This is a genomic window from Solibacillus sp. iso_87 (genome assembly GCF_056173085.1).
In genome coordinates this window covers 496,356-521,586 of the sequence record NZ_CM149656.1, presented here as the reverse complement: position 1 = coordinate 521,586, position 25,231 = coordinate 496,356, and the positions used below count along the sequence as shown (strand labels likewise).

The window sequence follows — 25,231 nt, the reverse complement described above, 5'->3', positions numbered from 1 at the left end:
TGCCAACCTTACAGCAAGCTTAAATCTGAAAAACCCGATTTCCATTAAAGAAATCGGGTTTTATATTAGTTTTTTCTAGTTGTATATAGATCAGAGGCTTCATCGAAATAGAAACGACGTTTCCCCTTACTAAACAGGACTAACAAAATGTGAAAGAGAAGCACAGTCGTCAAAATAAAATAAACACCCCAAGCTCCCAGCGACAAAAATACAGATGCTTTGTAATAAGGGGCGTCCATGGGAACAGCTAAATTATTCAGAATCCCTGCAACACCTGTTATAAAGTAGATAGCGTAAATTCCAACAAATCGTTTAAACAATCGTTTGTTTGTTTCCGCTTTAGAAAGACGGCTTTCATAGCGGAATCGCATAACCTTCGCCCCAAAAGTATTTCCCCTCCAAAACAATGGTACGGCAAAAAACAACACAAACAACACAACTGTATTTACAACAAAGACACTGACCACGTTGGTATAGGTTAAGCTGATAATTATCATGCTGATCATTTTAGTAATGAATAAATCAATAATGACTGCCAATAACACAGACATCGGTTTTACTTTATCATGGGCTAACAGTTCATCTGCTTTTTCATTGATCTTCTGCCTCGACGGAAATAAGGCTAACACAGCAGGAGCAAGAAAGAAGCCAAGTAATCCTCCTCCCGTATTTAACAGTAAATCATCTACATCAAAAATCCGATAAGCACTCCCCCTCCTGCTATATTTTAACTAAAAAAACAAAATCGGACTCAAAAGTATTTATATTTGGCGGTTCCTTTCGCAAGCAACAAAAAACGCACTGGGATCACCCTAGTGCGCTTCTTAAATTTATTCTTTTATCACTTTTTCATAAAGACCCGGACGGCGATCTTCGTATACAGGGATCCGGCCGCGCACTTCATCGACCGTTGAAAAATCAACGTCGATAATTGCCAGCTCCTCATCATCTGCACCTGTCCAAAGAATCTCACCCCATGGTCCAATAATCATTGACTGACCGTTGAAATTTTCCACTTTACGGGCAATGCGATTTACCGCAACGACGAAGCACTGGTTTTCAATTGCTCGCGCCTGCAGTAATATTTTCCAGTGATCGATACGAGGCGTCGGCCATTGTGCTGGTACGAACAGCACCTTAGCACCATCCAACGCATGAGAACGCAGCCATTCCGGGAAGCGAATATCATAGCAAATCGCTCCGCCTGCTTCAAGATCGCCTAATGCGAAACGATTCATGTCACTGCCGGATTCCAAATACAAATGCTCATCCATTAAGCGGAATAAATGCACTTTACTGTACTCGCCGACTAATTCACCATCGCGATTGTACGTGTACATTGTATTATAAAACTTATCATCACGCTTCACCGATACCGATCCACCTACAATATGTACCGCCAATTCTTTTGAAAGACTGCTTAAAAATGCTTTCGTACGTTCCCCATTTTCGTCTGCCAGCTCTTCCAGTTTTTCGAGCGCATAGCCCGTATTCCACATTTCCGGTAATACAACGATTTCAGCCCCGCCTGCTACCGCTTCGCGAATAAATTTCTCCGCGCGTTCATAGTTTTCATCTACCTTGCCAAAACCAACATTTAATTGAATACAACCAATTTTCATAACTGCCACCGCCTTAAAAATTCCGTGCGAATCTATTTTCGCATATTCGTACTCATTGTAACATCTCACTTCAAGTTGTCAAAATCTTCACTTTACTTAAGTGAAGTTTTAGACTAACATTAACCTTACTATTTTTCAGAGGTGATAAAGAATGATCGAATTCTCGAAAAAGCTGCAAAAGTTACCCCAACAGTTTTTTGCAGCACTTGTAAACAAAGTAAATGAAGCGCTTGCTGAAGGGCGCGATGTGATTAATTTAGGTCAGGGAAATCCGGACCAGCCAACACCGGCACATATTGTTGAAGCACTGCAAAATGCGGCAAATAATCCGCAAACACATAAATATTCTCCATTCCGTGGTATTGCAGAGCTCAAGCAGGCAGCTGCGGACTTCTATAAACGTGAATATAATGTCGACATTGATCCCGCTACAGAAGTGGCTGTTCTTGGCGGAACGAAAATCGGTTTAGTCGAACTTCCGCTTGGACTCCTGAATCCTGGCGATTATATGCTCCTCCCAGATCCGGGTTATCCGGATTACTTATCCGGTGTCGCACTTGCAGAGGTAAAGTTTGATACGATGCCGCTTCAAGAGGAAAATCACTTTTTACCAGACTACAAAACATTGTCCGTAGACATTAAACAACGGGCAAAATTGATGTATTTAAACTATCCGAACAACCCGACTGGCGGTGTCGCAACACATGAATTTTTTGAACAGACCGTACAGTTCGCTAAAGATAATAGCATTGCGGTTGCCCATGACTTCGCTTACGGGGCACTAGGCTTTGATGGTGAACACCCGCCAAGCTTCCTGCAAGCACCCGGTGCAAAAGAAGTCGGCATTGAGCTTTATACATTGTCCAAATCGTACAATATGGCAGGCTGGCGTATCGGCTTTGCTGTTGGTAACGCAAAAATGATTGAAGCGATCAATATTATTCAGGACCATCTGTTTTGCAGCCAGTTCCCTGCGATTCAGCATGCAGCAGCAGTAGCACTGAATGAGGAGCAATCTTGTGTAGAGGAATTGCGTGCATTATATGAGCGCCGCCGCAATGTACTCGTTGAAGAGGCCCATAAAATCGGCTGGGAAATCACGGCACCGAAAGGCTCATTCTTTGCATGGCTGCCTGTACCTGCACCATATACGAGTGAACTGTTTGCCGACTTCTTACTGGAAAGAGCGGATATTGCCGTTGCAGCCGGCAATGGGTTTGGCGAGTATGGTGAAGGCTATATTCGTGTCGGGCTGCTCGTCGAGGAAGATCGTTTGCGCGAAGCAATACAGCGTGTCGCGAAGCTTGGCTTGTTTGCGAAGACGGTTTTGAAATAATAGAGTTTAGCCATTTGAATGATGGTCAAAAATGAAGACACTTCAACTTTGTATAGGAGAATGGCAAATTTATATTCGCCATTCTTCTTATTTTAATAGCCAAAAATCTAAGCTTATTCGCCAATTCATTGTAAAAAGCAGTTTGAGAATTGGATGGGGGAAGTATATTTGTCATTTTATTAACGATAATCGCCATTTATAAAGCATATTCGTCACTTTAAACCGCATAATCGCCATCTTACCCCAGTTAATAGACACTTCCGTACATATAATCGCCATTTCGAAATTTATTGGACAACTATATTTTTTATTAGCCAAATACCAAATATATTCGCCATAGAAGGCTCCAAAGTTGAACCCTTAACGCAACACAAAAAAACTCAGCACCATTAAAAACAGTGCTGAGCTTTACGTTATTTATTTAATTACTTCTAACTCACGGCCTACTTTTTCGTAAATCGCTAATGCTTCATCGAGCATTTCTTTCGTATGTGCTGCTGTTGGCATATTGCGCACGCGACCTGTTCCTTTTGGTACTGTCGGGAACACGATTGCTTTTGCGTACACACCTTCTTCAAGCAAGCGTTTCGAGAATTGTTGTGTCAGCTTTTCTTCGCCGATAATACATGGTGTAATCGGTGTTTCCGATTCCCCGATATTAAAGCCAAGTTTTGCTAGACCGTCTTTTAAATACTGACCGTTTTCCCAAAGCTTGTCATGCAGCTCTGTTGATTCCATAATCATCTCTACCGCGCGTGTAATCGCCGCAACATCCCCTGGTGGTAATGCTGTTGAGAATAAAAATGGACGCGAGCGGACTTTTAGCCAGTCGATCAGATTTTTCTTCCCTGCTACATAGCCGCCGACAACACCGATTGCTTTTGACAATGTACCGATTTGGAAGTCGATATCGTGTTGCAGACCAAAATGCTTCACTGTTCCAGCACCTTTACCTGTAACGCCTGAACCATGTGCATCGTCTACATATGTGATTAAATCAAATTCTTTTGCGATTTCCACGATTTCCGGAAGCTTGGCAATATCGCCATCCATCGAGAAAACACCATCTGTAATGACCATTACTTTATTGTATAGGCCCGATTCTGTTGCGTCTTTTGCTTTTGCGCGTAAATCATCCATATCCGCATGCGCAAATGGAATAATTTTTGCTTTAGATAAACGGCAGCCATCAATAATTGAAGCATGGTTTAATGCATCCGATAAAATCGCATCATTTTTATCCATAACAGCAGAAATCGCCGCCATATTACAATTGAAGCCTGATTGATAGCTAATTGCTGCTTCTGTACCTTTAAATTTCGCTAATGTTTCTTCCAGTTTTACGTGTAGATCGAGCGTGCCGTTAATTGTACGAACAGCACCTGCACCAACACCATATGAGGCGATTGTGTCCTGAGCAATCTTTTTCAGCTCATCGTTCGTCGCCAAACCTAAGTAGTTGTTTGATGACAGGTTTACAAGCTGTTTGCCTCCAACTTTAATGATCGGACCGTTTGCTCCTTCTACCGGATCGATTTCGTTGTATAAACCTTGTGCTTGTAGTGCCAGTAAGTTTTCATCTAAAAAGGTGTTTAATACGTTTGACATGCGCGTTCATCCTTTCGATATCTATTACCACTATATTTTAGCACAGAGAATGAAAATTTTATGTAAGCGGCTCTCCGATTATTTCCTCAAGCTTTCTTTTAAAGAAAAACAGTGAAGGCTGAATGACATAACCTGTGCCTAGCGCTAAAATAACCGTCCCGAAACCAACAGGACCACCAAGCAGCCATCCGGCACCTGTCGCAAATACTTCCATTACGAGACGCCCTGTTTTCACAGAATAGCCTTTACTCGCAATAATCATCATAATCGTATCACGCGGACCTTCGCCAAGACTTGCCGCAATATAGAGTGCACAGCCAATGCTCATTACAAAAAATCCGGCTGTAAAATACGCAAGTTCCAGTACAAAAATACTCGTCTCTGGCAGGAGCCAGTTGAACAAATCAATAAATGAACCGATGAACAGCATATTTAAAAACGTCGCAAGCTTCGGAATGCGTTTCAAATAAATCGATGTCCCGATAATAATTGTCAGACCCGTTAAAATGGACCAAGAACCAATCGTCAATCCAATTTGCTTGTAAAGACCAATATGGAAAACATCCCATGGAGCTGTTCCGACAACATTCCCTTTAATCGTCATCGTAATACCAAGCGCCATGATCATCATTCCTACAAAAAAACTTCCCCATTGCCATTTAAATTTCTTCGACACAACAATCCTTCTTTCTATGATGAGACAATCGATGCAAATTGCCCGTTCGTTGCCCTTTGTAAATCTTCCGGTGCAAGCTTAATCTGCATCCCGATTTTGCCTGCACTAACAATTATATAATCAAGTGCAGTTGCCGCTTCCTCAATAATTGTCGGAAACAGCTTTTTCATCCCAATCGGCGAACAGCCTCCGCGAATATAACCGGTTAAGCCAAGCAGCTCCTTTACAGGGAGCATCTCGATTTTCTTTTGCCCTACCACTTTTGCTGCAGCCTTTAAATTCAATTCCGCATCAACCGGAATGACGAAAACAAAGTAATTGCCCTTTCCTGCAGTCGCGACCAATGTTTTATATACGTGAAGGGCAGGCTGGCCGATTTTGCCGGCAACGGTCAATCCATCAACCGCTTCCCCGTCGTTGATCGTATACTCAAAAATTTCATGTGCGATTTTTTTCTGCTCAATTAAACGAACTGCATTTGTTTTTGCTTGCTTCTTCGCCAAAAAGACCACTCCATATTCTCAACTTTGGAAATATTATACCACTGAATGATTTGCTAAGTGCTGCTTCAATGCAATTTTATATTTTCTTAAATGTAAAAAAACCCACTCCATATGAGCGGGCTTAGTGTCATGCAATTTGGGAGAAAACAGATTCCTCTGTCAAACGGTAACCGTTGTTCACCATTGAAATATGTGCGTTGTATTTTTGTGCAGCTATATTGAATGAACGCTGGAATAAACGCTTTTCCAACTCTCGTCCAAATACTGTTGGCTCGTCTGGATTACGGGCAAAATCTTGTTGGAATTTTTCCGGTATTGTAAAGGAAAGATTTTCGTTAGACAACGAGATTGCTTCCTCGGATTGTACTTGCTCTGTATGTTCATTTTGAGTGTTTAAAATGGAGGTTGATACATTTGCTGCTGTAAGTAAATCTTGAGATGAAGGGACAGCTGATGCTAAATGCACATTATCCAATGTTGGTGTTTGTGTATACGTGATGTCATTTACCACTGCAAGATTTTCGGTCTGATTGGCATTGTCCTGTGTTAGCAAATCTTTTTCTGTTTTACCGGAAAGAAGGTTTTCCAGCACTTTCAGCAGTGGATTTTTACTTGGATCCGTATATTGGGCATGCTTTTTATATGCTTCGCCCGCCTCTTTACGGAGCTGGGAGCGTTTTCTTTCATCTAACTCTGAACTAAAGCCTCGTGCCAAGCTATTAATCTTCATCTTCTTCACCCCTTTTGTAAAAGTTGCATTAATTTTTTATTAATATACCAACATATATCCCTTTTATATAGAAGATATTCGCCGATTGTTCATATTCAGAACTTTCCTACCAACCTTCTCTGCTCTCTCAATCTACAAAATGGACTATCTGTTATTTTTACTTCAAGTACCCATTACCTATAATAAAAAAACAATCTTTACACTGGCTTTATAGTATGGAAACAATTTTCGTTTAAAATTAGGAATCATTACTACAGGTAGGAGCATTCCATGAAAACATTCGTAAATTCAAAGCCGAACAATTCAATTGATTTCAAGGAAATGATGCAGCGTTTTCTGTTAAAGAGCAAAACGATCCGCCATCTATCCCGGTCAATAGCATTGAAGAATATCATTGCACAGGAGGCAATGAATACATATTTTCAGCCTATTTATGATGTAAGAAACAATACGACATTTGGTTTTGAAGCATTGAACCGCCCTATTGCGCTGAAGCTTTTTCAAACGGCCGATATTTTCTATGAATTTGTTGGGCAAACGGATAAAGTATTTTTGTTTGAATGCTTTTGCCGGAATCTTTCACTCGTGCGCTATCACAAAAAACTGCTCAATTACAGTACGACGAAAGATATCACTTTGTTTATCAATATCCATCCAAATGTTTTGCTCGATAAAAACTATCATAGCGGCGAAACGAGGGCTTTACTGGAAAAATTGAATATTTCCCCTGAGCAGGTTGTATTTGAGCTGACGGAGCGCAGTGCTGTCGGAGATTTCGAAGAATTTGCACGGGTCCTTTCCCACTACCGGTCACAAGGTTATCGGATTGCGGTTGATGATGTCGGTTCAGGCTACAATAGTTTAAAAACATTAATTTACTTAAAGCCGGAATTTATTAAACTGGATCGCTCACTTATTCAAAATATCGATCAGCATAAAGCACAGCAGCAGCTTTTAACAGTCATTTTAAATTATGCGGTTGAATCGGGAACAAAAGTAATTGCTGAAGGCATTGAAACAAAGGCAGAATATGAATTCATCCAATCAGTTGGCGTTCATTATGCACAAGGCTACGCAATTGGGCGCCCCCATGAGGAATTAATAGAAGGAATTAATCCGATTCCTGAGTGAATACCGGAAAATATAATAGGCGACTGAATATCCCTTATTGGATGTTCAGTCGCCTAAATTTTATTGGTTAATATCCATTGAAATTCACAAATTCACCGACCGGTTTCCGGTAGCCTCGTGCGCGCACTTTCTCTACGCTTTTCCCAATCGTAATCATCATAACCGGGTCTAAATGATTTGGAATATTGAACTCTTTCCGTAATTCCTCAACATTGTGGACATGCATCGGACATGTATCAAATCCGTAATGCTTGGCACTCATCATAAAGAGCATGGCGTGAATCCCTGCATTTCGCATCAGTTCTAAATTTAATTCGTGCGGATTGTTTTTTAACCCGTCACTATACCCTTTAATTAATTCCATCGTCATATCGTATTCGACTTCATCCATCATCTTCAGCATTTTTAATGGACTGTAGATTTTTTCGACTTCCGGCATTTCAATGCTGTTTTTATTACCCATAACAATAACAACACCGCTTGCCGTATGGATTTTATATTGGTTGTAGCTTAATTCTTTTACTCTTTCCTTCTTCTCTTGATCTGTAATAACTAAGTAATTCGTAAATTGCAGGTTGTATGCACTTGGAGCCAGCTTTGTCAGCTCAAATATATTTTTAAAATCCTCTTCTGTCATTTGTTCATTTTCAATAAAGTTCGTAGCGGAATGTCGAGATTTAACTAATTCTTCAAAGTTCATATTGTGTTACCTCTTCCTTGTAATTTATTTCAAATTAAAGTATCTTTATTTCGAGATAAATTTACCATATTATAAATTTAGTTGTCAATAATTTCATTTCTTTTAGTCGATTGAGAAATAGTAGAAAGTCCATACTTTCTATAGGAATTCAATATTTAAAAAATATTTGAAAGAAATAGGAGATGAAGAAAATGAAATTTGAAAACAAAATCATCATTGTCACTGGCGCAGCAGGAGGTATCGGTAAAGAGGTTGTAAGAAAATTGGTTAATGAAAGAGCAAACGTTGTATTGGTCGATCTAAACGAAGACGCGATTAAATCCGTTCAAACAGAACTCTCACTTACAGATGAAAACAGCTTAATCGTAAAAGCAGATGTATCAAAAGAAGACAATGTAAAAAACTATGTGGATCAAACAATCTCGAAATTCGGCCGGATCGACGGCTTTGTGAATAACGCTGGTGTTGAAGGTCCGGCAAAACCTCTTGAAGAAATTACAGAAAAAGAATTCGACTTTGTATATGGCATTAATGTAAAAGGTGTTCTGTTCGGTTTGAAATATGTATTGCCGGTGATGAAAGAGCAAAAATCCGGTTCTATTGTCAATACTTCATCCGTGGCCGGCTTAATTGGTTCTCCAAGTATGGCACTATATAATTCCTCTAAACATGCTGTAATGGGTCTTAATAAGGTAGCCGCTTTAGAAGCAGCAACGTATAATGTTCGTGTAAATACAGTAAATCCAGGTGTGATCAATACACAAATGATGCGTAAAATCGAATCAAATGTTGCGCCGGGCGCTGCTGAGGCAGCTCAAGCAGCCTACAATGATGCTGTACCGATGAAACGCTATGGTGAACCTGAAGAAGTAGCAAATGTTATTGCTTTCTTACTCTCAGATGAAGCCTCTTATGTAAGTTCTTCTTCGTTCACAATTGACGGCGCTTTATATAACGTTTAAATGTAAAGAAAGGAAAACCAAAAGAACCCATTCTTTTGGTTTTTCCCCATTTTTTTCATTCCCTTCAAATCCCGTCAATCCTGCCACCGCCAGTTATATATGTTAATATAAAATCGTTATTCTCAAGCATTATCGGAGGTTTATAGAAATGAAGATAAATAAAGGCGTATTCTTTGTACTGCTTGGTGCAGGTTGCTTTGGTTTTACACCTGTGTTCGCTAAATTAGGGTTTGGGTACGGTTACTCACTTGGGCAAATCAATCTTGTCCAAATGGTCATTTCCTTTCTGCTGTTATGGTCGATCACTTTCCTAAAAGGGGGCGGGTTGAAGGGGCTGACTAAAAAGAACATCCTTCCAATTATGATTACCGGATGTTTTATCGGTTTAACAAGTATTTTTTATTATGGTGCGATGCAGTATTTACCTGCTTCACTGGCCATCATTTTAATGTTCCAGTTCGTTTGGATCGGCATTCTGTTCGAATGGGTTTTCAATAAAATTAAGCCCGCGCCGATTACTATATTTGCAATTGTGCTTATTCTTGTCGGTGTATTTTTCGCATCGAATATTTTAACTGGCGATATGCAAGGCCTTCCGATTAAAGGGTTTGTTATGGGTATATTATCTGCCTTTACATATGCTGCCTTTATCTTTTTCAGCGGGAAAGTGGCCGTTGATGTCAATCCATTAACCCGTACCGTTTTAATGGTGACAGGTTCAACGATTTTAGTATTTATCCTATTTATGAAGGACATCCCTGCTGTATTTCCCCTTGAAGGAAACTTGGTGACGAGCGCTGCTGGGGTTTCATTGTTTGGAGCTGTATTGCCGCCACTGTTTTATGCAGTCGGTGCACCACTCATTTCAGGAGGTTTGGCGAATATATTAACTTCTGTTGAACTGCCTGTCGCGATTTTATCGGCGAGCATTATTTTGGCCGAAACGGTCACACCTTTGCAATGGATCGGAATTGTGCTGATCCTCATAGCGATTGTATTAAATGAAATCGGCCCGAACATCATTCGGATGAGAAAAACGTACAAAGAGAACAATTCTTCATCAGCATAATAAAAATTAATTAGGATGCTAATCAACTGTGCAAACAGCCGTTGGTTAGCGTCTTTTTATTTACAGAAACAAAAAAGCATATCAATAATTTTCTATTGATAGGCTAAATTGATATTTCGAGTTTTATATTTAATTATCTGAAGAGATTCAGCATTGCGCCTACTTGTCTCATTGTATTAATTCCATTCGTTAATGTCCCTACATGGCCCATCACTGTATTTAAATTATCCGATAGACCGCTAAAGCGAGACCCTTGCTGTTGTTGCTGCTGTGGAAAAGGGTTGAACTGCTGTTGTGGATAAGGATTAAACTGCTGTTGCCCCTGTCTAGGATTAACCGGATATGGCGGATAAAAGGCTTCCCTCGGTCTTGAAAAGTCATTGGATCGAGGCATTCCCATCTGCTGTCTGCCCATTTGCGGTGGAGGACCAAATTGTTGTCCATTTGGCGGAAACATCCCCGCTCTAGAATTTTGCCCCAAAAATGGCATATCATTCACCTCCCTACTAAGTTTGACCTCTAACCTAGTATATGTTCATGATTTTTCGCAATATAGACATTTGAAATACTCGGATGAAACGTTAATTACTCATAGTAACGACCTCTTCACCTCCAATAAAAAGAAGGCATATGAATAAAGAAAAAGATTGGAGCAATGACATGAACAAATTGAATCCTGAAAGGCTGTCCGTTGAATACAGGGATGGTGTTTCCGCAACAGAACCTGTTATTTCAAGACACCATACACTCACGCATTCTGATGACACCGGAGAATTATTTTTAACAATCGGAACACAGTTTGCGTGGGACAAAGTGAATAAGAATATGAGAGATGAAGTAATTGGCGAATGGAAAACGAATGGGTACTATATATATTACAACGCCTATGTAATGGTTAACAAAGAATGTCAAGATTTTAATACAGCTATGCGGCGGTATGAAGTATTCCGGCGCGAATTGCCGCTTGCATTGACAGCCATCCGGTACGGCGATCGCTTCTTATTCGACCTCTATCCGGTTTTGGACAACGGATTAATCATCGTAAACTTCTTATCCACATACCCGCAGTTCTCTAAACAAGTGATTTTTGGGACTTTCAGCAGTTATTCCACTTTATTTTAAATGGATTAAATTCGATAATATGCAACATTTAATTCTAATTCCTTTTATGGTATTAATTGTTAGTGCACAATGCACGTCAAGTCATTTTACATGGGAGAGGGATATAAGAAATGCTGCATTTAAAAACAATTACAAAAGACAATTGGATAAAAGCGATCTCATTAAAAGTACGGGAGGATCAAGTGAAGTTTGTAGCCACGAATGCGGTGTCTCTGGCACAGCTGAACTTTCTGGAAAATTTCCATGCGAAAGGGATTTACTTTGGTGAAGAAATGGTTGGGTTCACACTTTATGGTCTTGATGAAGATGACCATGAGTACTGGATTTACCGAATGATGATCGACCAAAAATATCAGGGGAAAGGTTATGGCAAAGCTGCGGTTCAGCTCGTTATAGAGGATATTCAAACAATGAAAGAACCGCATCATCAAACGATTAGCCTTTCCTATGAACCTGACAATGAGCATGCAAAGCGCATCTATAAAAAAATGGGCTTCCAGGAAATAGACGGCCTTGTTATTGAAGGCGAGCAAGTAGCACGCTATACGTTTTAGGAGTAACAGCGATGCGAATAATAACGATTGCGTTACTAGCGATTCCAGGCTTCTTTATTTTAATATTCACGATTGCCTCTTTTGATTATTTTTACTACCCGATTATAAGCTTCAAAGCAGAAAATGCCGCTGAAGCTTCTCTTGAAGAAAAGTATAGCGTAGACTTTGTGATTGATGAATCAACCTATTCCAAACCATTGGGCGATGATTTCGGGGACTACCATATTATTGCTCATCCAAAGAAGAATCCTGATCTGGAAGTTACGGTTTCGGTTGGTGAGGATATGGAACCCCTTTACGATACGTATTTGGAAATGCATTGGCGTGATGAACTGAACACGCAATTTGGGTTGCTGTATGAAGAACTTTATGGAACTGTTGAAAATTACTCCTATATGGTAAATGTGACGTTTCCCGATGAAATCGAAGCACAATATGACCATACCGACACGTACGAAGAAATTTTGCAAAAGGAAGCTAACGGTATCGGAAATATTGTCTTTGCCAATGTTATTCTGGAATCATCCAATAATATAAACGATCAGCTGGGGAAAGCCTATAAGATGATCCAGCACTTTAAAGAGCAGAATTTAAAATACTTCAACATTGAAATTGTCTTCTTTAATGGAGATTTGCAAAAACAGGTGACGAAAAGTGACCGCAAACTTTCCTATAATGGATTTATTTTCAAACATTTGGATGATAGAGCTGCAAAATTTTATTTTTCGTATGAATCAGAGGATGCGGAGTCCGTAAAGGAACTGAATCAGCTAAAATCTCCCGCTGATTTGGAGCAGTATGTTAAAGATATGAATTGAAGTTAGCATTTAATGATGAAACCCACTTATACGGTTTAAGTGGGTTTTTCATGGGCAATATACGGACACGCTCTCTTGTATCCCTTTTAGCACTTCATCTGGCAATTTTCTAATTGTTATATCCGCTCCTAGAAACAGAAGCCAGTTCGTTATCTCAACTACGTCTTCCTTGTTTTCATTATTGATAAAAGCCTCTAGAGTGGCTGTCGTTTGGTAAGGATTTGTATAGGAAATAGAAAGTTTTAAAGGATGATATTTTTTGAACTGTGCGATTGCCTTTGGACCAAGCTCAAGTACAAGGTTATTCTCTTTACTCCGTTCACTAAGCTTTTCCGAAATCTCCTTCTTACTGATTCTATTTTTCCCCTCGTCGGGTTTTACATCGATCAGATGCGTGACAGGAAAAATCCGATTCTTTTCCTCACCTGCGTCAAAGCCTTCTATCAGCCAGTTCCCCTTTTTATGATGAAGGTGCAAGAGATAAATTGAATACGTTTTTATTAACTTCCCTTCTTTGACTGAAATAATTAAATAGCGGTCAATCAGAAGTGTTTGAATAAGCTTTTCTATCACAGGATCAGGTAAATCGGATAAATCCAGCAAATCCGGATTGTGAGGGTTCGTCCCTTCAAAAAGCAATATTTGATTTAATAGCACAAGGTCGTCTTGCTGGTTTTCTGAAATTAAACCGAGTAGTTTCTCAGCTAACGACTGACGACTTTTTAAATATGGAAGTTGTTGATTTCTTGTTGCCATAAAGGCAATAAAAAGAGCTTTAATCTCATTATCTGTAAAGCGAACAGCGGGGAGCACAGAATTATGCAGGACACTATAACCCCCTTCTCTTCCAACTTCAGCGACAAGCGGCATCCCGATAGCTTCAATTTCTCTAATATCTCGTATAGCCGTTGAACGCGAGATATTAAACTCTTGCATAATTTCAGAAATGGTAAAGTGGGCACGGTTGTTGATATACCGCATGATTGTATTAATCCGTTCAACTTTTTTCATTGGCGCCTCCGAAAACAGTATCATATTTTGACATGATTTATGGCTATTATAAACTTATCAAGTAAAAAAACAAATCTTGATTAAACTAAAATTGAAAGAAGGCTTATACTATGGCAAATTACACGATTGAAGAAAAGGACAGCTTTGTTGTTTTAGGTTTTGGAACAGAACTAAAGAGCGATTACACAGACTATATGGGGATAAATAAAGAAAAGGCCGATTTTTGGCATGCGTTCAATGAGGATGGAAGACTGGATGCATTAAAGGCTGTAGCTACAAACGACTATATTTTTATCGTGAATGAAGCAGTGAATAATAAGATGATGCATTATGCCGGGGTTCTGACTGATGAAACATTACCGAAGGCAACTAGAGTCATCCAATTTCCTAAAGGAGAGTACGTAGTTGTTAAAGGTGAAGCTTCTACTGCAGAAGAGCTGGCCAATACTGTTACAGGGATCGCCTTCGGACAAGTATTACAAGAAGCAACAGATTACGCCTATGTAGGAGGTCCAAACGCAGCAGTTGTAATGGGTCAACAAAACGGTCAGTTATACGGGGAAATGTGGATTCCGGTTATTAAGAAATAGCAGGTAAGATGGATTATAGACCCAAAATTAAAACGGAGCCCGGTACACTCCCGGACTCCGTTTACTTTAAGTTTCAATGAAACAACTGTGTTTACCTAATGCTGTCTGAATTCAACTCAAGTTGTACAAGGTTCTCTTTGAAAGCCTTTTGCATAAAAGGACTCGGTTTCCCTACACTGTAAAGTTGCAGCACATGCATTGCTCTTGTGCAGGCTGTATAAAAAATTCTGCATAAACTTTCATCGCCATATACGTTTTCGGATGCGTCGTAAATGATGACCGCTTCAAATTCGATCCCCTTCGCTAAATAAGAAGGAATGACTACAACCCCTTGCTCAAATTCCGCTGTACCGCTCTTTATCAGCTTAATTCCATCAATTTTAGATAACGTCTCAAATGCTGTCTTACTTTCTTCTGCTGATTTACAAATAACTGCGATACTGCCATAGCCTTCACTTTGCAATTTCGAAATGTTAGACATAATGCGCTCGTGCAATTGTGTATGATTTTCCACTTGGTTTAATATCGGCAGCTCACCAGCACGCTCAAATGGACTGATTTTTTCTCCATTTGCAATAAGACTACGTGTAAATTCAATAATCGGCTTCGTCGAACGATAACTTCGGGTCATGTTGATAACTTCCGTCTCTTCTTCTCCATAGAGGTGGTTAAGCATTTGAAAATCTCCTACTCCACTTGCATGAGCAAAAATAGCCTGATTAAAGTCACCTAGTACCGTCATTTTGGCAGAAGGGAATAAACGCTTCAGAAATTCAAATTGAAACGGCGAATAATCCTGCGCTTCATCAATAAGAATGTGCTTGATCGAACGGTTCGTTTGAAAGCCTTGAATCAATTCCTGCAGAAATAGAAATGGTGTAGCATCTTCATAATACAGCGTCCCCGCTTCCATTATTTGAAGTGTGTCTTCGCATATCGCTTCCCACTCATCTGGTACTTCCACTTTTAATTGCTGTTTCATTAATAATGGATCTGTAAAAAGCTGTTTATAAATGCCTTCTAAATCAATAAAGTCGAGTGTTTGAATTTGTTTTCTCACTGCCTTCAATTTCAGGCGGACGACTACTTGAATAAGCGCATCATGATCCATTTCATAATCTGCCTGTTCTTCTCGTTCAAAGCCATTTTTCTTCGCTAAATATTTGTGAATTTTATGATATGTCTCATCGCTTAGTAGCTCAATTTCCTCCTCTACCCATGGCTGAGAACGTTCAACTTTTTCTATTTCTTTAATTTTATTCATTAGCCAGTCTTTCAGTTTTTCAAGTCTGCTTTGGAAATTCAGTGAAATATGTTCTCCATAAAACTTCTCTGACAATTGCTGAGCTGGTATGATCGTTTTCCCTCTGAACTTAATATCCTTAAATAGCAGGTCCGATTTTTCCAAAGTTTCTCGGTATAATTTAATCGCCTCAACATATTTAACGGATGCTTTAAATTGAATGCCTTTAATCCTTGCGTTATACGAAGGGCTGTTTGCTGCAGTCAGCACATATTCCAATTGGTGAAAAGGATTTTCTAAGTGAAAATCTTTACTTAAGCGGTGATCCAAATATTCCTGAAATGTAACTTGCTGCATATTTTCTTCCCCAAGCTCCGGAAGTACGTTGGAAACATAGCTATTAAACATAGCATTTGGTGAAAACAATATAATTTGATCGGCTTTAATACGATCCCTGTATTTATACAATAGAAATGCGATTCTTTGTAATGCAGCAGAAGTTTTACCACTGCCGGCTGCACCGTGCACAATGAGCATACGCCCTTGATCATGGCGAATAATACGGTTTTGATCCTTTTGAATCGTTGCTACGATACTTTGCATATACTTATCCGCGCCTTTTCCAAGCACCTTCTGTAAAATTTCATCACCAATCGTGAGACTTGTGTCAAACATAGATTGCAGTTTCCCATTACGAATAACGTATTGCCATTTTTTCTCGAGATCACCGTAAACCTTGCCCCCAGGCGTTGTATACTGTGCGGGACCAGGCTCATAATCATAATAGACACTTGAAATCGGTGCTCTCCAGTCATAAATAAGGAAGTCCTCACCACTTGCATCCATCAAAGATGAAATTCCAATATAAATTTTCTCCTGCTCTGAAAAACCTTCTTCAAGAAAATCAATTCGTCCAAAATAAGGGACCGACTTCATCCGATGCAAGACAGCTAATCTTTTGGATGCGTGATGATGCGTACTTTCACCAACAGCTAATGCCTGCGCTTCTTGTCTTAAGTTAATAACGGTTTCCAAAAAGTCATCAAACGAATCCGTATTCACTTTAATTTCATCCCAAAAATGCTTACGAGTATTTACTACTTCATTTCGGAGCTTTAACGTTTCTGATTCCAGTTGAAGTGTTTGATCATTTATTACGTTCACAACACTATTTAATCGCTTTTGTTCGTTCAGGAAATCTGCTTTCATAACATTCACTCCTTGAAAATATTTAAGAGTTGACTAATAAAGAATTTTTATATATACTTAAAGTAAGGGATAATATACGCATAGATATTATTTTTCGCATATCTATATAAATTTACCACGTGTCAGCATATTTTACAATGCATTTGGCAGGTGTATTTTTTTGTTTAAAAATACGGCCAATTTAAATACGCTACATAGAAGAAGAAATTACTTACGATTCATTTCTTAATGTACCCATAAAAAGAACCGCCTAATTCGTTATCCATCAACAATTAGGCGGTTCTTTTTAAAATATTTCTCCTACGCGTGTACGATTAAAATCCATTTGCAAAATCTGAAATGGTTTCCAATTCATCTTCGGTAAATTCCCTTTTTACATAATCTTCGTATTTCTTCACTATTTTCGACTGATCCCCATTACATTCCTCTGTATATTTCGCAATTGTTCTAAGCATAACAACTTCTTTATCGAAATCTTCTTTTAAAATTGGATGTTGATGTGAAGGAATATAAATTTCTGCATCAAATGTGTCCAATAGATCTAATACCCGTAAAGTTTCACTAATTGTATAGTGTACTTTTTCGGCATACAATCTCGGGTAAATGCAGTCCCCAAGGAACAGAATCTTCTCTTCTTTTATATATACAATGACAGAATCTGCAGCATGGTCCCCTCCAACATGCTGTACGATACAAGTTACACCACCTAGATCTATCTCTGCTCTGTTCTCTATTGTAATATCCGGCAAAGTAATATTAATATTCCGGTGATTTTTGTATTCTTCCTTAATTGCTTTTGCACAAAATTCAATTTCTACGCCTTCCTTTACTCGTGCATCAATTGCTTCATCTGACCACGAAAATGGGATAAGCTTCTCCATTTCCGCTTTAGTCTCTGTAGACGCAATTGAAACAGCATCAGATAATGCGGAAAGGCCAAAAATATGGTCCCAATGCCAGTGCGTTAGAACAACTAAATCCGGACCAGAAATCCCCCTTTTTTTAAGTTCCTCCAGAAAATAATTCACATGTTCTTCCGAGTTACCTGCATCAATCATTAATGTCTTTTTACTGCCAACCACCGCCCCTAAAATCGGACGGTCAGTCAACGATACTGGAGTGATATACCAAAAACTTTCCCCTAATTTGTGTATAGAGTGCATAAGGTCGCCCCCTTCTAATTATATTTTGAGTCAATTGATAATTCTATTTCTCAAATTTCATTATAAAGATGGAATCTAACAAACAGGCTTACTAAATCAAATTCTTTATTACGTAGTAAGTATATTGTTTTCGCATCAATAATAATCCAAATTTTCAGTATAACAAATAAATACTATTCTAAATAGATAAAATTACTACTTTATATTAGTTTCATTCGAATACTTTTTCTGCTATTTAGACCGGTGAACAACTGATATGATACAAAGAATATAAGCGCTTAATTTATGAGGTCTAAAAAAGGTGCAATTGCATGGATATTGGTTCTTGTTCTCTCCCTTATAACGGTCACATTCGCTGGTGCAAAGGCATTGTATGAAACAAAACCAGTGCCGGCAGAAGAAAGACATGACATTTCTGAAATTATTCATCAGAGTAGTAAATGGGAAAAGGTCGCTACTGGTAGTGGATTCATGGAAGGTATTAATTTTGATCGTAAAGGAAACATCTGATTAGTCAGCCCAACAACTGGTGAAATCCTAACTATTAAAGACGACAAAGTTAAAACAGTATTAGGAGATAAAGATAAATTAATGCCAATTGGGGCAAAGTTCCACAAAGTTGGTCGCTTATTTATTACGGATGGTAAAGGAGAACTTTATTTTTACAATCCCGCTACTGGTGAACGCAAAACCGTTGTCAATTCTTACGCTAGGAAACCTTTAAATGGTTTAAATGACCTTGTTTTTGATGAAACAGGCGGACTTTACTTTACTTTACTGAGCCAATGGGTTCTAGTGCTACTCATCCAACAGGTCGTGTCTTCTACTTACCTACTGGCGAAACTGAAGCAATCCTCTTCTCATAGAATATTGCTTATCCAAATGGAATCGCAATTTCAGCAAATGGCCAGCGTGTATATATTTCAGAGTTTGATAAAAATCAAATTTTATCTGTGCCTTCTGTTAATGCTGAAAATTCTCCTGAATCACCGTTTATTTTCGATCGTTTTGAAGGTGGAATTGGTCCGGATGGATTAGCTGTAGATGCTGAAGGTAATCTGTACGTAGCCCATTTCCAAGCTGGAGAAGTTGTAGTGCTTGACGCCGATGGTTTAGATACGGAACAATTCGCCTTCCTGAAGATGCAGGAACATTCGCAACCAATTAGCTTTTTATGATGGATACCTCTACGTAACCGAATCATCAAAAAATGAGGTTTGGCGTATTCAAGTGAAAACGAAGGGTCTACAGCCTTACGGGTTAAACTAGACTCGCATCTAATAATGTTTCTTTGGATTATATAACCTTTCTCTCTTCAGAAAACCACCTAATTCGTTGAGCATCAACAATTAGGTGGTTCTTTTCAAGTATCAATATATTTTCGTAACGTGCGCAACCAATTAATCGTGGCGCCACTTTAATTTAACGTTTTCTTTCTAATTCTTCATCTTCTCCCCAGCATTCCACTTCACCTATATTAGGTACGTTTTTCTTATAGAAGACTGGATCTTTGCCTTGCTTGCGCTGATTTAAATAATCATTAACAACCGGTTTGGCTACTTTCCAAAGTTGAAGAATGGCAATTAAGTTGATGATTGCCATAAAGGCCATAAATAAATCCGCTAAATCCCATACAATTTGTACTTTTGCAATTGAACCAAACATAACAAAAAGTACGACAAATATGCGGAATATTAATAAGCCCATTTTTGACTCTTTTATAAAACTAATGTTTGATTCACCATAATAGTAATTGCCAATAACCGTACTAAAGGCAAACATAAATACAATGATCGCTAAGAAGCTTCCTGCCCAATCACCTAAATTTCCAACTAAAGAGGCTTGCGTTAAATTAACTGAAGTTGCATCAGATTGAAGATATGCATCGCCTAATAATACGATTGCCGCAGTTGCAGTACAAACTACCAATGTGTCTATAAATACACCAAGAGCTTGAATCAATCCTTGCTTAACTGGATGGGAAACAGCTGCAGTAGCTGCTGCATTAGGCGCAGACCCTATCCCTGCTTCATTGGAGAATAATCCGCGTTTAATTCCGTTCATAATTGCCGCACCAATCATACCCGCAAAAGCCTCTTCCAATCCAAAGGCAGACTTTATGATAAGAAGAAACACACTCGGAATTTCGGAAATATTGAGGAATACAACAATAAGTGCGATTACAATATACAAAATTGCCATAACAGGAACAACTATTTGAGTAAAGCTTACAATTCTTTTTAGCCCACCGAAAACAATAATCCCTGTTAAAGCAGCCAATACTAAACCTACAACAAAACGATTGGCACCAAAACTCTCTTCAAAGGCAATGGAAATCGTATTTGCCTGGACGGAATTAAAAATAAAGCCATAAGTAATAGTAATGACAACGGCAAAAAGAATGCCCATCCATCTTTTATTTAAACCTTTTTCCATATAATAAGCAGGGCCGCCACGAAACAACCCAGTACTTTGATCTTTAACTTTATATACTTGCGCTAATGTACTTTCAATTAGTGCAGATGCCGCCCCGATGAGCGCAATCATCCACATCCAAAATATTGCACCGGGGCCGCCAAGAGCAATTGCCGTCGCAACACCCGCAATATTACCTGTTCCGATACGTGAAGCCGCAGATATTGTAAAAGCCTGGAAAGAAGATATTCCTTTTTTACCCGACTTATCTGTTGGCGCCGCTTCTGTTATAAGTTTAAACATATCTTTAATTAATCGAAATTGAATAAACTTTGTTTTGAACGTTAGAAATATACCTGTCCCTACTAATAAAATTATTAATACATATGAATATAATATTGTATTTACTTCACCCAATATATTGCCAAACCAATCCATTGTTTCACATCCTCTATTTTTTCAACTTATTTCAGTCGGTATGTAGATTGTCCTACTCCATCAACTATAAAAACTCTTTATCTTCCCAAATATAAAGTCACTTCCCTACGCAAACCATTGCCAATATATTTTTTTAATATATCATTATTACCCAATGCTGACTTTTCCTATTTTATACTCACTTGAATTTTTAGTACACATTTTTATTAAGATGTAGTAATTTTCTCTGATCAATTCGGTTTAAGCACTTATACATTGTTGGTCTGTTAGTGTTTGATTTCTTTGTATGAAAATGATGCTTTTCTGTTCAAGAATAGTACTCTTTAAAACAAATATCCATTTTATAGTAATGATAAACAATAGAGCTGGTTCATTTTTAAGCTGGATTGCAACGGCTTCATCATTTAGGGGGAAGACAATTAAAATTAATTCCCCTTAAACTAGTTACTCATACATGCACACACCACTAAAATTTCATACGCTATAGGAATTACAGGAAAAGGATGTTTTGCTGTGGTCCAACTAAATGAATATACAATCACGATTCTTGGAAGTACGGGGGGTGTTGCGAAGTCGGTCTTATCGATTTTAAATCACTCGGCTGCCGATAAAAATGATCCCATCCATCAAGTTATTGTTAATTCAAAACTTTACTTAATTGATATCAATCAAAAAACAATGGATTACTATCATCAACTGTTCCCTAATTTAAAGGATAAAATAATTGCCGTTCAATTTGATTTGAATGACCTTGATCAATTTACTGAACATTTACAGTCGACCAGCACCAAACTAGTTATTGATGTATCCTGGGCTGATACGATTGAGATGGTCGAATGCTGCGATAAGCTTGGCGTTTATTATATCAACTCAGCCTTGGAAAACACTGCAGTTGATCTAGACGAAAGCTTATATGGTTTTCCGCTTACCGAACGGTATACCCGGTTCGAAAAAAAGAAAGATGCTTTTACTAATACGAGAGCTATTATCGGCTCAGGTATGAATCCCGGTGTCGTGCAATGGATGGCGATTAAATTACTAAAGGATCATACGAGTGCCCCACCTTTAGCATGTTATATTTTTGAGCATGACAGTTCTTTTTATAAAGACGAAAACCTTGTCGATCCTAAAACGATATATACGACATGGTCTGTTGAGTGTTTTCTCGATGAAGCTATTTTAAGCTATCCTATGTTTGTCCGCGGTCAGATTCCACTCTACATGTACGATCATGTGTATGCGACCGAATTTAAGATTACGTTAAAAGATCGAGAATTTTACGGATGCCTCATGCCCCATGAAGAAGTACTGTCATTAGGAAAACTATTTGATTTTGAGTTGGGCTTTATTTATCGGGTCAATGAACATACAACGAAATTAATCCGAAATAATTTAGATGATGTGGATGACCTTTGGAACTGGAATCAAACGTTAATCGACCCTGCTGAGGGAGAAGTTGAAGGAGAAGATCTTGTCGGGGTTCTTTTAGTTTACGAAGATAAAGAAATCTATATGTATAACACGATGAAAAGTAAAGATATATTCAAAAAATACAACACGAGTGCCACATACTTTCAGGTAGCGTGCGGCATATATGCAGGTATCGCAAGTTTACTCTTAGATACTATTCCTATAGGTGCCTATTATGTCGATGAGTTATTAATGAAGACGGAAAGTAATTACGGAAAATATTTAGCTTACTATATGCAGAATTTTGTTTATGGTGAGAATAACAGCTCGGATGGATTATTGCACCAAAGAATAAAGAGAATTCAATAATCGCAATAGATGAAATAAACCATGTAGAACAGGAATTATTCTACATGGTTTTTAATGAATTGGAATTCGCAAAACAAAGTAAAATTCACGTGCATCATAGCGCTATAAATAAGACAAAAGCCTATTCCAAATAGAAAGTAATAACATAAACATATCAAAACAATATGATTTCAAGGAAATAACATATCCCCCACTCAACATAGCATTTGAATGGGTTTACTTTTAAGGAGGAATAACAAATGATGCACCCGGATACAGAAATTCAGTTTGTCAGTGAGCAGGTAGGCGTCGGCATCTTTGCAACAAAACTAATCCCGAAAGGGACAATTGTCTGGATTAAAGATGACCTTGACCTGATGCTGACAGAGGAATTTATCGAAAGCCTTGGTGATTTGCAAAAAGCGGATGTCTATAAATATTCGTATTTAGATTCTGACGGTATCTATGTTCTCCATTGGGATCACGCGAAATATATGAATCACAGTTTCAATCCAAATTGTGTTGATACAGCTTATAATTTTCAAATGGCTGCAAGAGACATCCAACCTGGCGAGCAATTAACATGTGATTATGGAACATTGGGTGATGATGAAGATTTTGAGTGCATCCCTGAGGAAGGCACATCAAGAACAAAAGTAACGGGAAATGACTATTTAACCTATTATGAACAATGGGATGAGATCGCACGGGAAACATTCAAATATTTTAATGCAGTAGAGCAGCCGTTAAAATATTTAATCGATAAGCAATATGTTGATAAAGTGAACGCTGTTGCGAATGGAGAAACCTCAATGGATTCCATTCTCACGCTATTTATTGATTAAATAGTAGAAACTTCATAATCCCTTTAAAACGTGAAAACCGCACTTGTTTAGAGTACGGTTTTCCAATCTTGCATTTAAATATTTAAATGATTAGTCACCAAACTTCATGCCTTTTAATAAATCTGCAAATGCGTTATTAATTGGCTCGGCTTCTTTTTCTTGCTGCTTCAAATATTTTTGAACACTGCGTTTATCAACTTTACCGCCGCCTTCTTTTTTACGGCGGGCTTCAAATGCGGATAATTTTTCGCGGTAACCGCATTTACATACGAAAATCTGGCCATCGCCTTGTCCGTGCAGCTCCAGCTTTTTCTTACATTGCGGGCAGCGGGCATTCGTTACGCGTGAGACGTTTTTGCGGTGACCAGACTCACGGTCCTGACATACGAGCATTTTGCCTTTTTTCCCGGTTACTTCAAGCATCGGCTTTCCGCAATCAGGGCAGGATTTCGTTGAAATATTATCGTGCTTGAACTTTTTATCACTATTTTTTATATCAGCAACGATTGCTTTCGTATGCTGCTTCATTTCATCAATAAAAACATCTTTGCCTTTAGCAATTTGCTCAAGCTTTTGTTCCCACTGTGCTGTCGTTTCCGGAGATTTCAGTTCATTCGGTACTAAATCCAGCAGCTGGCGGCCTTTTGACGTAATATGAATGTCCTTTCCGCGCTTTTCAATAAGGAATGAATTGAACAGTTTATCGATTATATCGGCACGTGTCGCAACAGTCCCTAACCCGCCCGTTGATTTTAAAGTATCGGCACGTGCTTTATTTTGCGTGTTCATATATTTCGCAGGATTTTCCATCGCTGTTAGTATCGTCGCCTCTGTAAAACGTGCTGGCGGTTTTGTTTGACCCGATGTTTGGGCTAGCAATGATACGTTCAGTACTTGTACTTTTTCAAGGCGCGGCAACAGCTGTTCCTTTACATCTTCTGCAGTTTCCTCGTCATCAAAACGATTCGAGTACACTTCTTTCCACCCGGCGGTAATTACCGTTTTACCGCGTGCAATGAACTTCTCTTTTCCGATTTCGGCTTGAACCGTTAATTGCTCAAACTCATGTGCAGGGAAAAGAACGGCAAGGAAACGCTTTACGACTAAATCGTAAATTTTGCGCTCTTTATCATTGAAGTTCGCAAAGTTTACATATTCTTCAGTCGGGATAATGGCATGGTGATCCGATATCTTACTATCATCAACAAACGATTTGTTAGCTTTAATCGGCTTTGTTAGTACTTTGTTTGCTAAAGTACGATATTCCCCTACAGCACATGCTTTAAGACGCTCCGGCAATGTGCTGACAATATCAGATGATAAATAACGTGAATCCGTACGCGGGTATGTGAGTACTCTATGTGAGTCATATAGCTTAAAAGCCATTCTATTAATAATTTTGTAATGTTTGGGATGAATGTAGAAAATGATTATCATATCCTTAGAGCAATTATGTTAGGATTTGCAGAGGAAAAAAGTATAAACCCACAAGTAACTTATTGTTATTTTAATAAAGACGAGAAGGAGTCATTTAGAGAAACTTGGAACAAAGTAATTAAATTTGGAAATGAATATAATGAGTATATTTGGAATATAAAAATCAATTACATAGATTCAAAAGAAATCATAAAAAAATACATTCAACCCTAAGGGTAAGAGTTGGAGTAGATTAAATTAATAACCTCCCTAGATGTTTGCTAATTAATCAATATAAATCACAGGATTAGA

24 protein-coding genes and 1 pseudogene are annotated in these 25,231 nt (G+C 38.5%); 12 read left to right on the top strand and 13 right to left on the bottom strand.

What is annotated here, in order from left to right:
• Positions 1–65: 65 nt before the first annotated feature.
• Positions 66–539 carry a hypothetical protein gene (locus AC0VXV_RS02620; protein ID WP_475530216.1) on the bottom strand — a complete coding sequence of 158 codons (474 nt, stop codon included), beginning with the start codon at positions 537–539 and terminating at the stop codon, positions 66–68.
• A gap of 291 nt (positions 540–830) precedes the next feature.
• Positions 831–1,622, bottom strand: coding sequence for a carbon-nitrogen family hydrolase (locus tag AC0VXV_RS02615; RefSeq protein ID WP_475530215.1), 792 nt, complete (start codon positions 1,620–1,622; stop codon positions 831–833).
• Between the two features lie 154 nt (positions 1,623–1,776).
• Between AC0VXV_RS02615 and AC0VXV_RS02610 the strand changes: the two genes are divergently transcribed.
• Positions 1,777–2,958, top strand: coding sequence for an aminotransferase class I/II-fold pyridoxal phosphate-dependent enzyme (locus AC0VXV_RS02610; RefSeq protein ID WP_475531391.1), 1,182 nt, complete (start codon positions 1,777–1,779; stop codon positions 2,956–2,958).
• A 417-nt stretch (positions 2,959–3,375) separates the two neighbouring features.
• On the opposite strand, the gene AC0VXV_RS02605 is transcribed toward AC0VXV_RS02610, so the two are convergent.
• The 4 genes from AC0VXV_RS02605 to AC0VXV_RS02590 all read right to left on the bottom strand — a co-directional run bounded on the left by AC0VXV_RS02605 (position 3,376) and on the right by AC0VXV_RS02590 (position 6,475).
• Entirely contained in the window at positions 3,376–4,566 is a 1,191-nt protein-coding gene (locus AC0VXV_RS02605; RefSeq protein WP_087615726.1) for a glycine C-acetyltransferase, read from the bottom strand.
• Positions 4,567–4,624: 58 nt separating this feature from the next.
• The gene (locus tag AC0VXV_RS02600) at positions 4,625–5,242 is read right to left on the bottom strand and encodes a YczE/YyaS/YitT family protein (protein ID WP_340799992.1); all 618 of its coding nucleotides are present in this window, start codon (positions 5,240–5,242) and stop codon (positions 4,625–4,627) included.
• Positions 5,243–5,256: 14 nt separating this feature from the next.
• Positions 5,257–5,745, bottom strand: a complete 489-nt coding sequence (ybaK, locus tag AC0VXV_RS02595) for a Cys-tRNA(Pro) deacylase (RefSeq protein ID WP_475530214.1) — start codon at positions 5,743–5,745, stop codon at positions 5,257–5,259.
• Between the two features lie 127 nt (positions 5,746–5,872).
• Entirely contained in the window at positions 5,873–6,475 is a 603-nt protein-coding gene (locus AC0VXV_RS02590; protein WP_475530213.1) for a hypothetical protein, read from the bottom strand.
• A gap of 270 nt (positions 6,476–6,745) precedes the next feature.
• Here AC0VXV_RS02590 and AC0VXV_RS02585 point away from each other — a divergent pair, with 270 nt between their 5' ends.
• The gene (locus AC0VXV_RS02585; RefSeq protein ID WP_475530212.1) at positions 6,746–7,606 is read left to right on the top strand and encodes an EAL domain-containing protein; all 861 of its coding nucleotides are present in this window, start codon (positions 6,746–6,748) and stop codon (positions 7,604–7,606) included.
• Positions 7,607–7,673: 67 nt separating this feature from the next.
• Here the strand turns inward: AC0VXV_RS02585 and AC0VXV_RS02580 are convergent, their stop codons facing one another.
• Positions 7,674–8,306, bottom strand: a complete 633-nt coding sequence (locus AC0VXV_RS02580; RefSeq protein WP_475530211.1) for a nitroreductase family protein — start codon at positions 8,304–8,306, stop codon at positions 7,674–7,676.
• A gap of 191 nt (positions 8,307–8,497) precedes the next feature.
• On the opposite strand from AC0VXV_RS02580, the gene AC0VXV_RS02575 reads away from it, so the two are divergent.
• Both AC0VXV_RS02575 and AC0VXV_RS02570 read left to right on the top strand, forming a co-directional pair.
• Entirely contained in the window at positions 8,498–9,268 is a 771-nt protein-coding gene (locus AC0VXV_RS02575) for an SDR family NAD(P)-dependent oxidoreductase (protein ID WP_475530210.1), read from the top strand.
• Positions 9,269–9,416: 148 nt separating this feature from the next.
• Positions 9,417–10,337 (top strand): EamA family transporter, encoded by a 921-nt coding sequence (locus AC0VXV_RS02570; protein WP_475530209.1) that lies wholly within the window; start codon positions 9,417–9,419, stop codon positions 10,335–10,337.
• A gap of 133 nt (positions 10,338–10,470) precedes the next feature.
• Here AC0VXV_RS02570 and AC0VXV_RS02565 read toward each other — a convergent pair whose 3' ends face one another.
• Positions 10,471–10,827 (bottom strand): hypothetical protein, encoded by a 357-nt coding sequence (locus tag AC0VXV_RS02565; protein ID WP_475530208.1) that lies wholly within the window; start codon positions 10,825–10,827, stop codon positions 10,471–10,473.
• 170 nt (positions 10,828–10,997) lie between these two features.
• Here AC0VXV_RS02565 and AC0VXV_RS02560 point away from each other — a divergent pair, with 170 nt between their 5' ends.
• From AC0VXV_RS02560 to AC0VXV_RS02550, 3 genes are all read left to right on the top strand, one after another.
• Positions 10,998–11,459, top strand: a complete 462-nt coding sequence (locus AC0VXV_RS02560) for a staygreen family protein (protein WP_475530207.1) — start codon at positions 10,998–11,000, stop codon at positions 11,457–11,459.
• A gap of 110 nt (positions 11,460–11,569) precedes the next feature.
• Positions 11,570–12,013 carry a GNAT family N-acetyltransferase gene (locus tag AC0VXV_RS02555; RefSeq protein WP_475530206.1) on the top strand — a complete coding sequence of 148 codons (444 nt, stop codon included), beginning with the start codon at positions 11,570–11,572 and terminating at the stop codon, positions 12,011–12,013.
• An 11-nt stretch (positions 12,014–12,024) separates the two neighbouring features.
• Positions 12,025–12,831, top strand: a complete 807-nt coding sequence (locus AC0VXV_RS02550) for a murein transglycosylase (protein ID WP_475530205.1) — start codon at positions 12,025–12,027, stop codon at positions 12,829–12,831.
• Between the two features lie 48 nt (positions 12,832–12,879).
• Here the strand turns inward: AC0VXV_RS02550 and AC0VXV_RS02545 are convergent, their stop codons facing one another.
• Entirely contained in the window at positions 12,880–13,842 is a 963-nt protein-coding gene (locus AC0VXV_RS02545; RefSeq protein ID WP_475530204.1) for a helix-turn-helix transcriptional regulator, read from the bottom strand.
• A 110-nt stretch (positions 13,843–13,952) separates the two neighbouring features.
• Between AC0VXV_RS02545 and AC0VXV_RS02540 the strand changes: the two genes are divergently transcribed.
• Entirely contained in the window at positions 13,953–14,432 is a 480-nt protein-coding gene (locus AC0VXV_RS02540; protein WP_475530203.1) for a GyrI-like domain-containing protein, read from the top strand.
• Positions 14,433–14,523: 91 nt separating this feature from the next.
• On the opposite strand, the gene helD is transcribed toward AC0VXV_RS02540, so the two are convergent.
• Together helD and AC0VXV_RS02530 are read right to left on the bottom strand one after the other, a co-directional pair.
• On the bottom strand, positions 14,524–16,884 hold the full coding sequence (gene helD, locus AC0VXV_RS02535) for an RNA polymerase recycling motor HelD (RefSeq protein ID WP_475530202.1): 2,361 nt from the start codon (positions 16,882–16,884) through the stop codon (positions 14,524–14,526).
• A gap of 314 nt (positions 16,885–17,198) precedes the next feature.
• Complete coding sequence (locus tag AC0VXV_RS02530) at positions 17,199–18,047, bottom strand: MBL fold metallo-hydrolase (protein ID WP_475530201.1); 849 nt, start codon at positions 18,045–18,047, stop codon at positions 17,199–17,201.
• Positions 18,048–18,332: 285 nt separating this feature from the next.
• On the opposite strand from AC0VXV_RS02530, the gene AC0VXV_RS02525 reads away from it, so the two are divergent.
• On the top strand, positions 18,333–18,557 hold the full coding sequence (locus AC0VXV_RS02525) for a hypothetical protein (protein WP_475530200.1): 225 nt from the start codon (positions 18,333–18,335) through the stop codon (positions 18,555–18,557).
• A gap of 359 nt (positions 18,558–18,916) precedes the next feature.
• On the top strand, positions 18,917–19,225 hold the full coding sequence (locus AC0VXV_RS02520; RefSeq protein WP_475531390.1) for an SMP-30/gluconolactonase/LRE family protein: 309 nt from the start codon (positions 18,917–18,919) through the stop codon (positions 19,223–19,225).
• A 244-nt stretch (positions 19,226–19,469) separates the two neighbouring features.
• On the opposite strand, the gene AC0VXV_RS02515 is transcribed toward AC0VXV_RS02520, so the two are convergent.
• Positions 19,470–20,900, bottom strand: a complete 1,431-nt coding sequence (locus tag AC0VXV_RS02515; RefSeq protein ID WP_475530199.1) for an alanine/glycine:cation symporter family protein — start codon at positions 20,898–20,900, stop codon at positions 19,470–19,472.
• 513 nt (positions 20,901–21,413) lie between these two features.
• Here AC0VXV_RS02515 and AC0VXV_RS02510 point away from each other — a divergent pair.
• On the top strand, positions 21,414–22,679 hold the full coding sequence (locus AC0VXV_RS02510; RefSeq protein ID WP_475530198.1) for an S-adenosylmethionine decarboxylase related protein: 1,266 nt from the start codon (positions 21,414–21,416) through the stop codon (positions 22,677–22,679).
• Positions 22,680–22,918: 239 nt separating this feature from the next.
• A complete protein-coding gene (locus AC0VXV_RS02505; RefSeq protein WP_475530197.1) occupies positions 22,919–23,503 on the top strand; it encodes an SET domain-containing protein in 585 nt (194 codons plus the stop codon).
• Between the two features lie 90 nt (positions 23,504–23,593).
• Here the strand turns inward: AC0VXV_RS02505 and AC0VXV_RS02500 are convergent.
• Positions 23,594–24,880, bottom strand: a pseudogene (locus AC0VXV_RS02500) (DNA topoisomerase); the annotation flags it as partial.
• Positions 24,881–25,231: the final 351 nt, after the last annotated feature.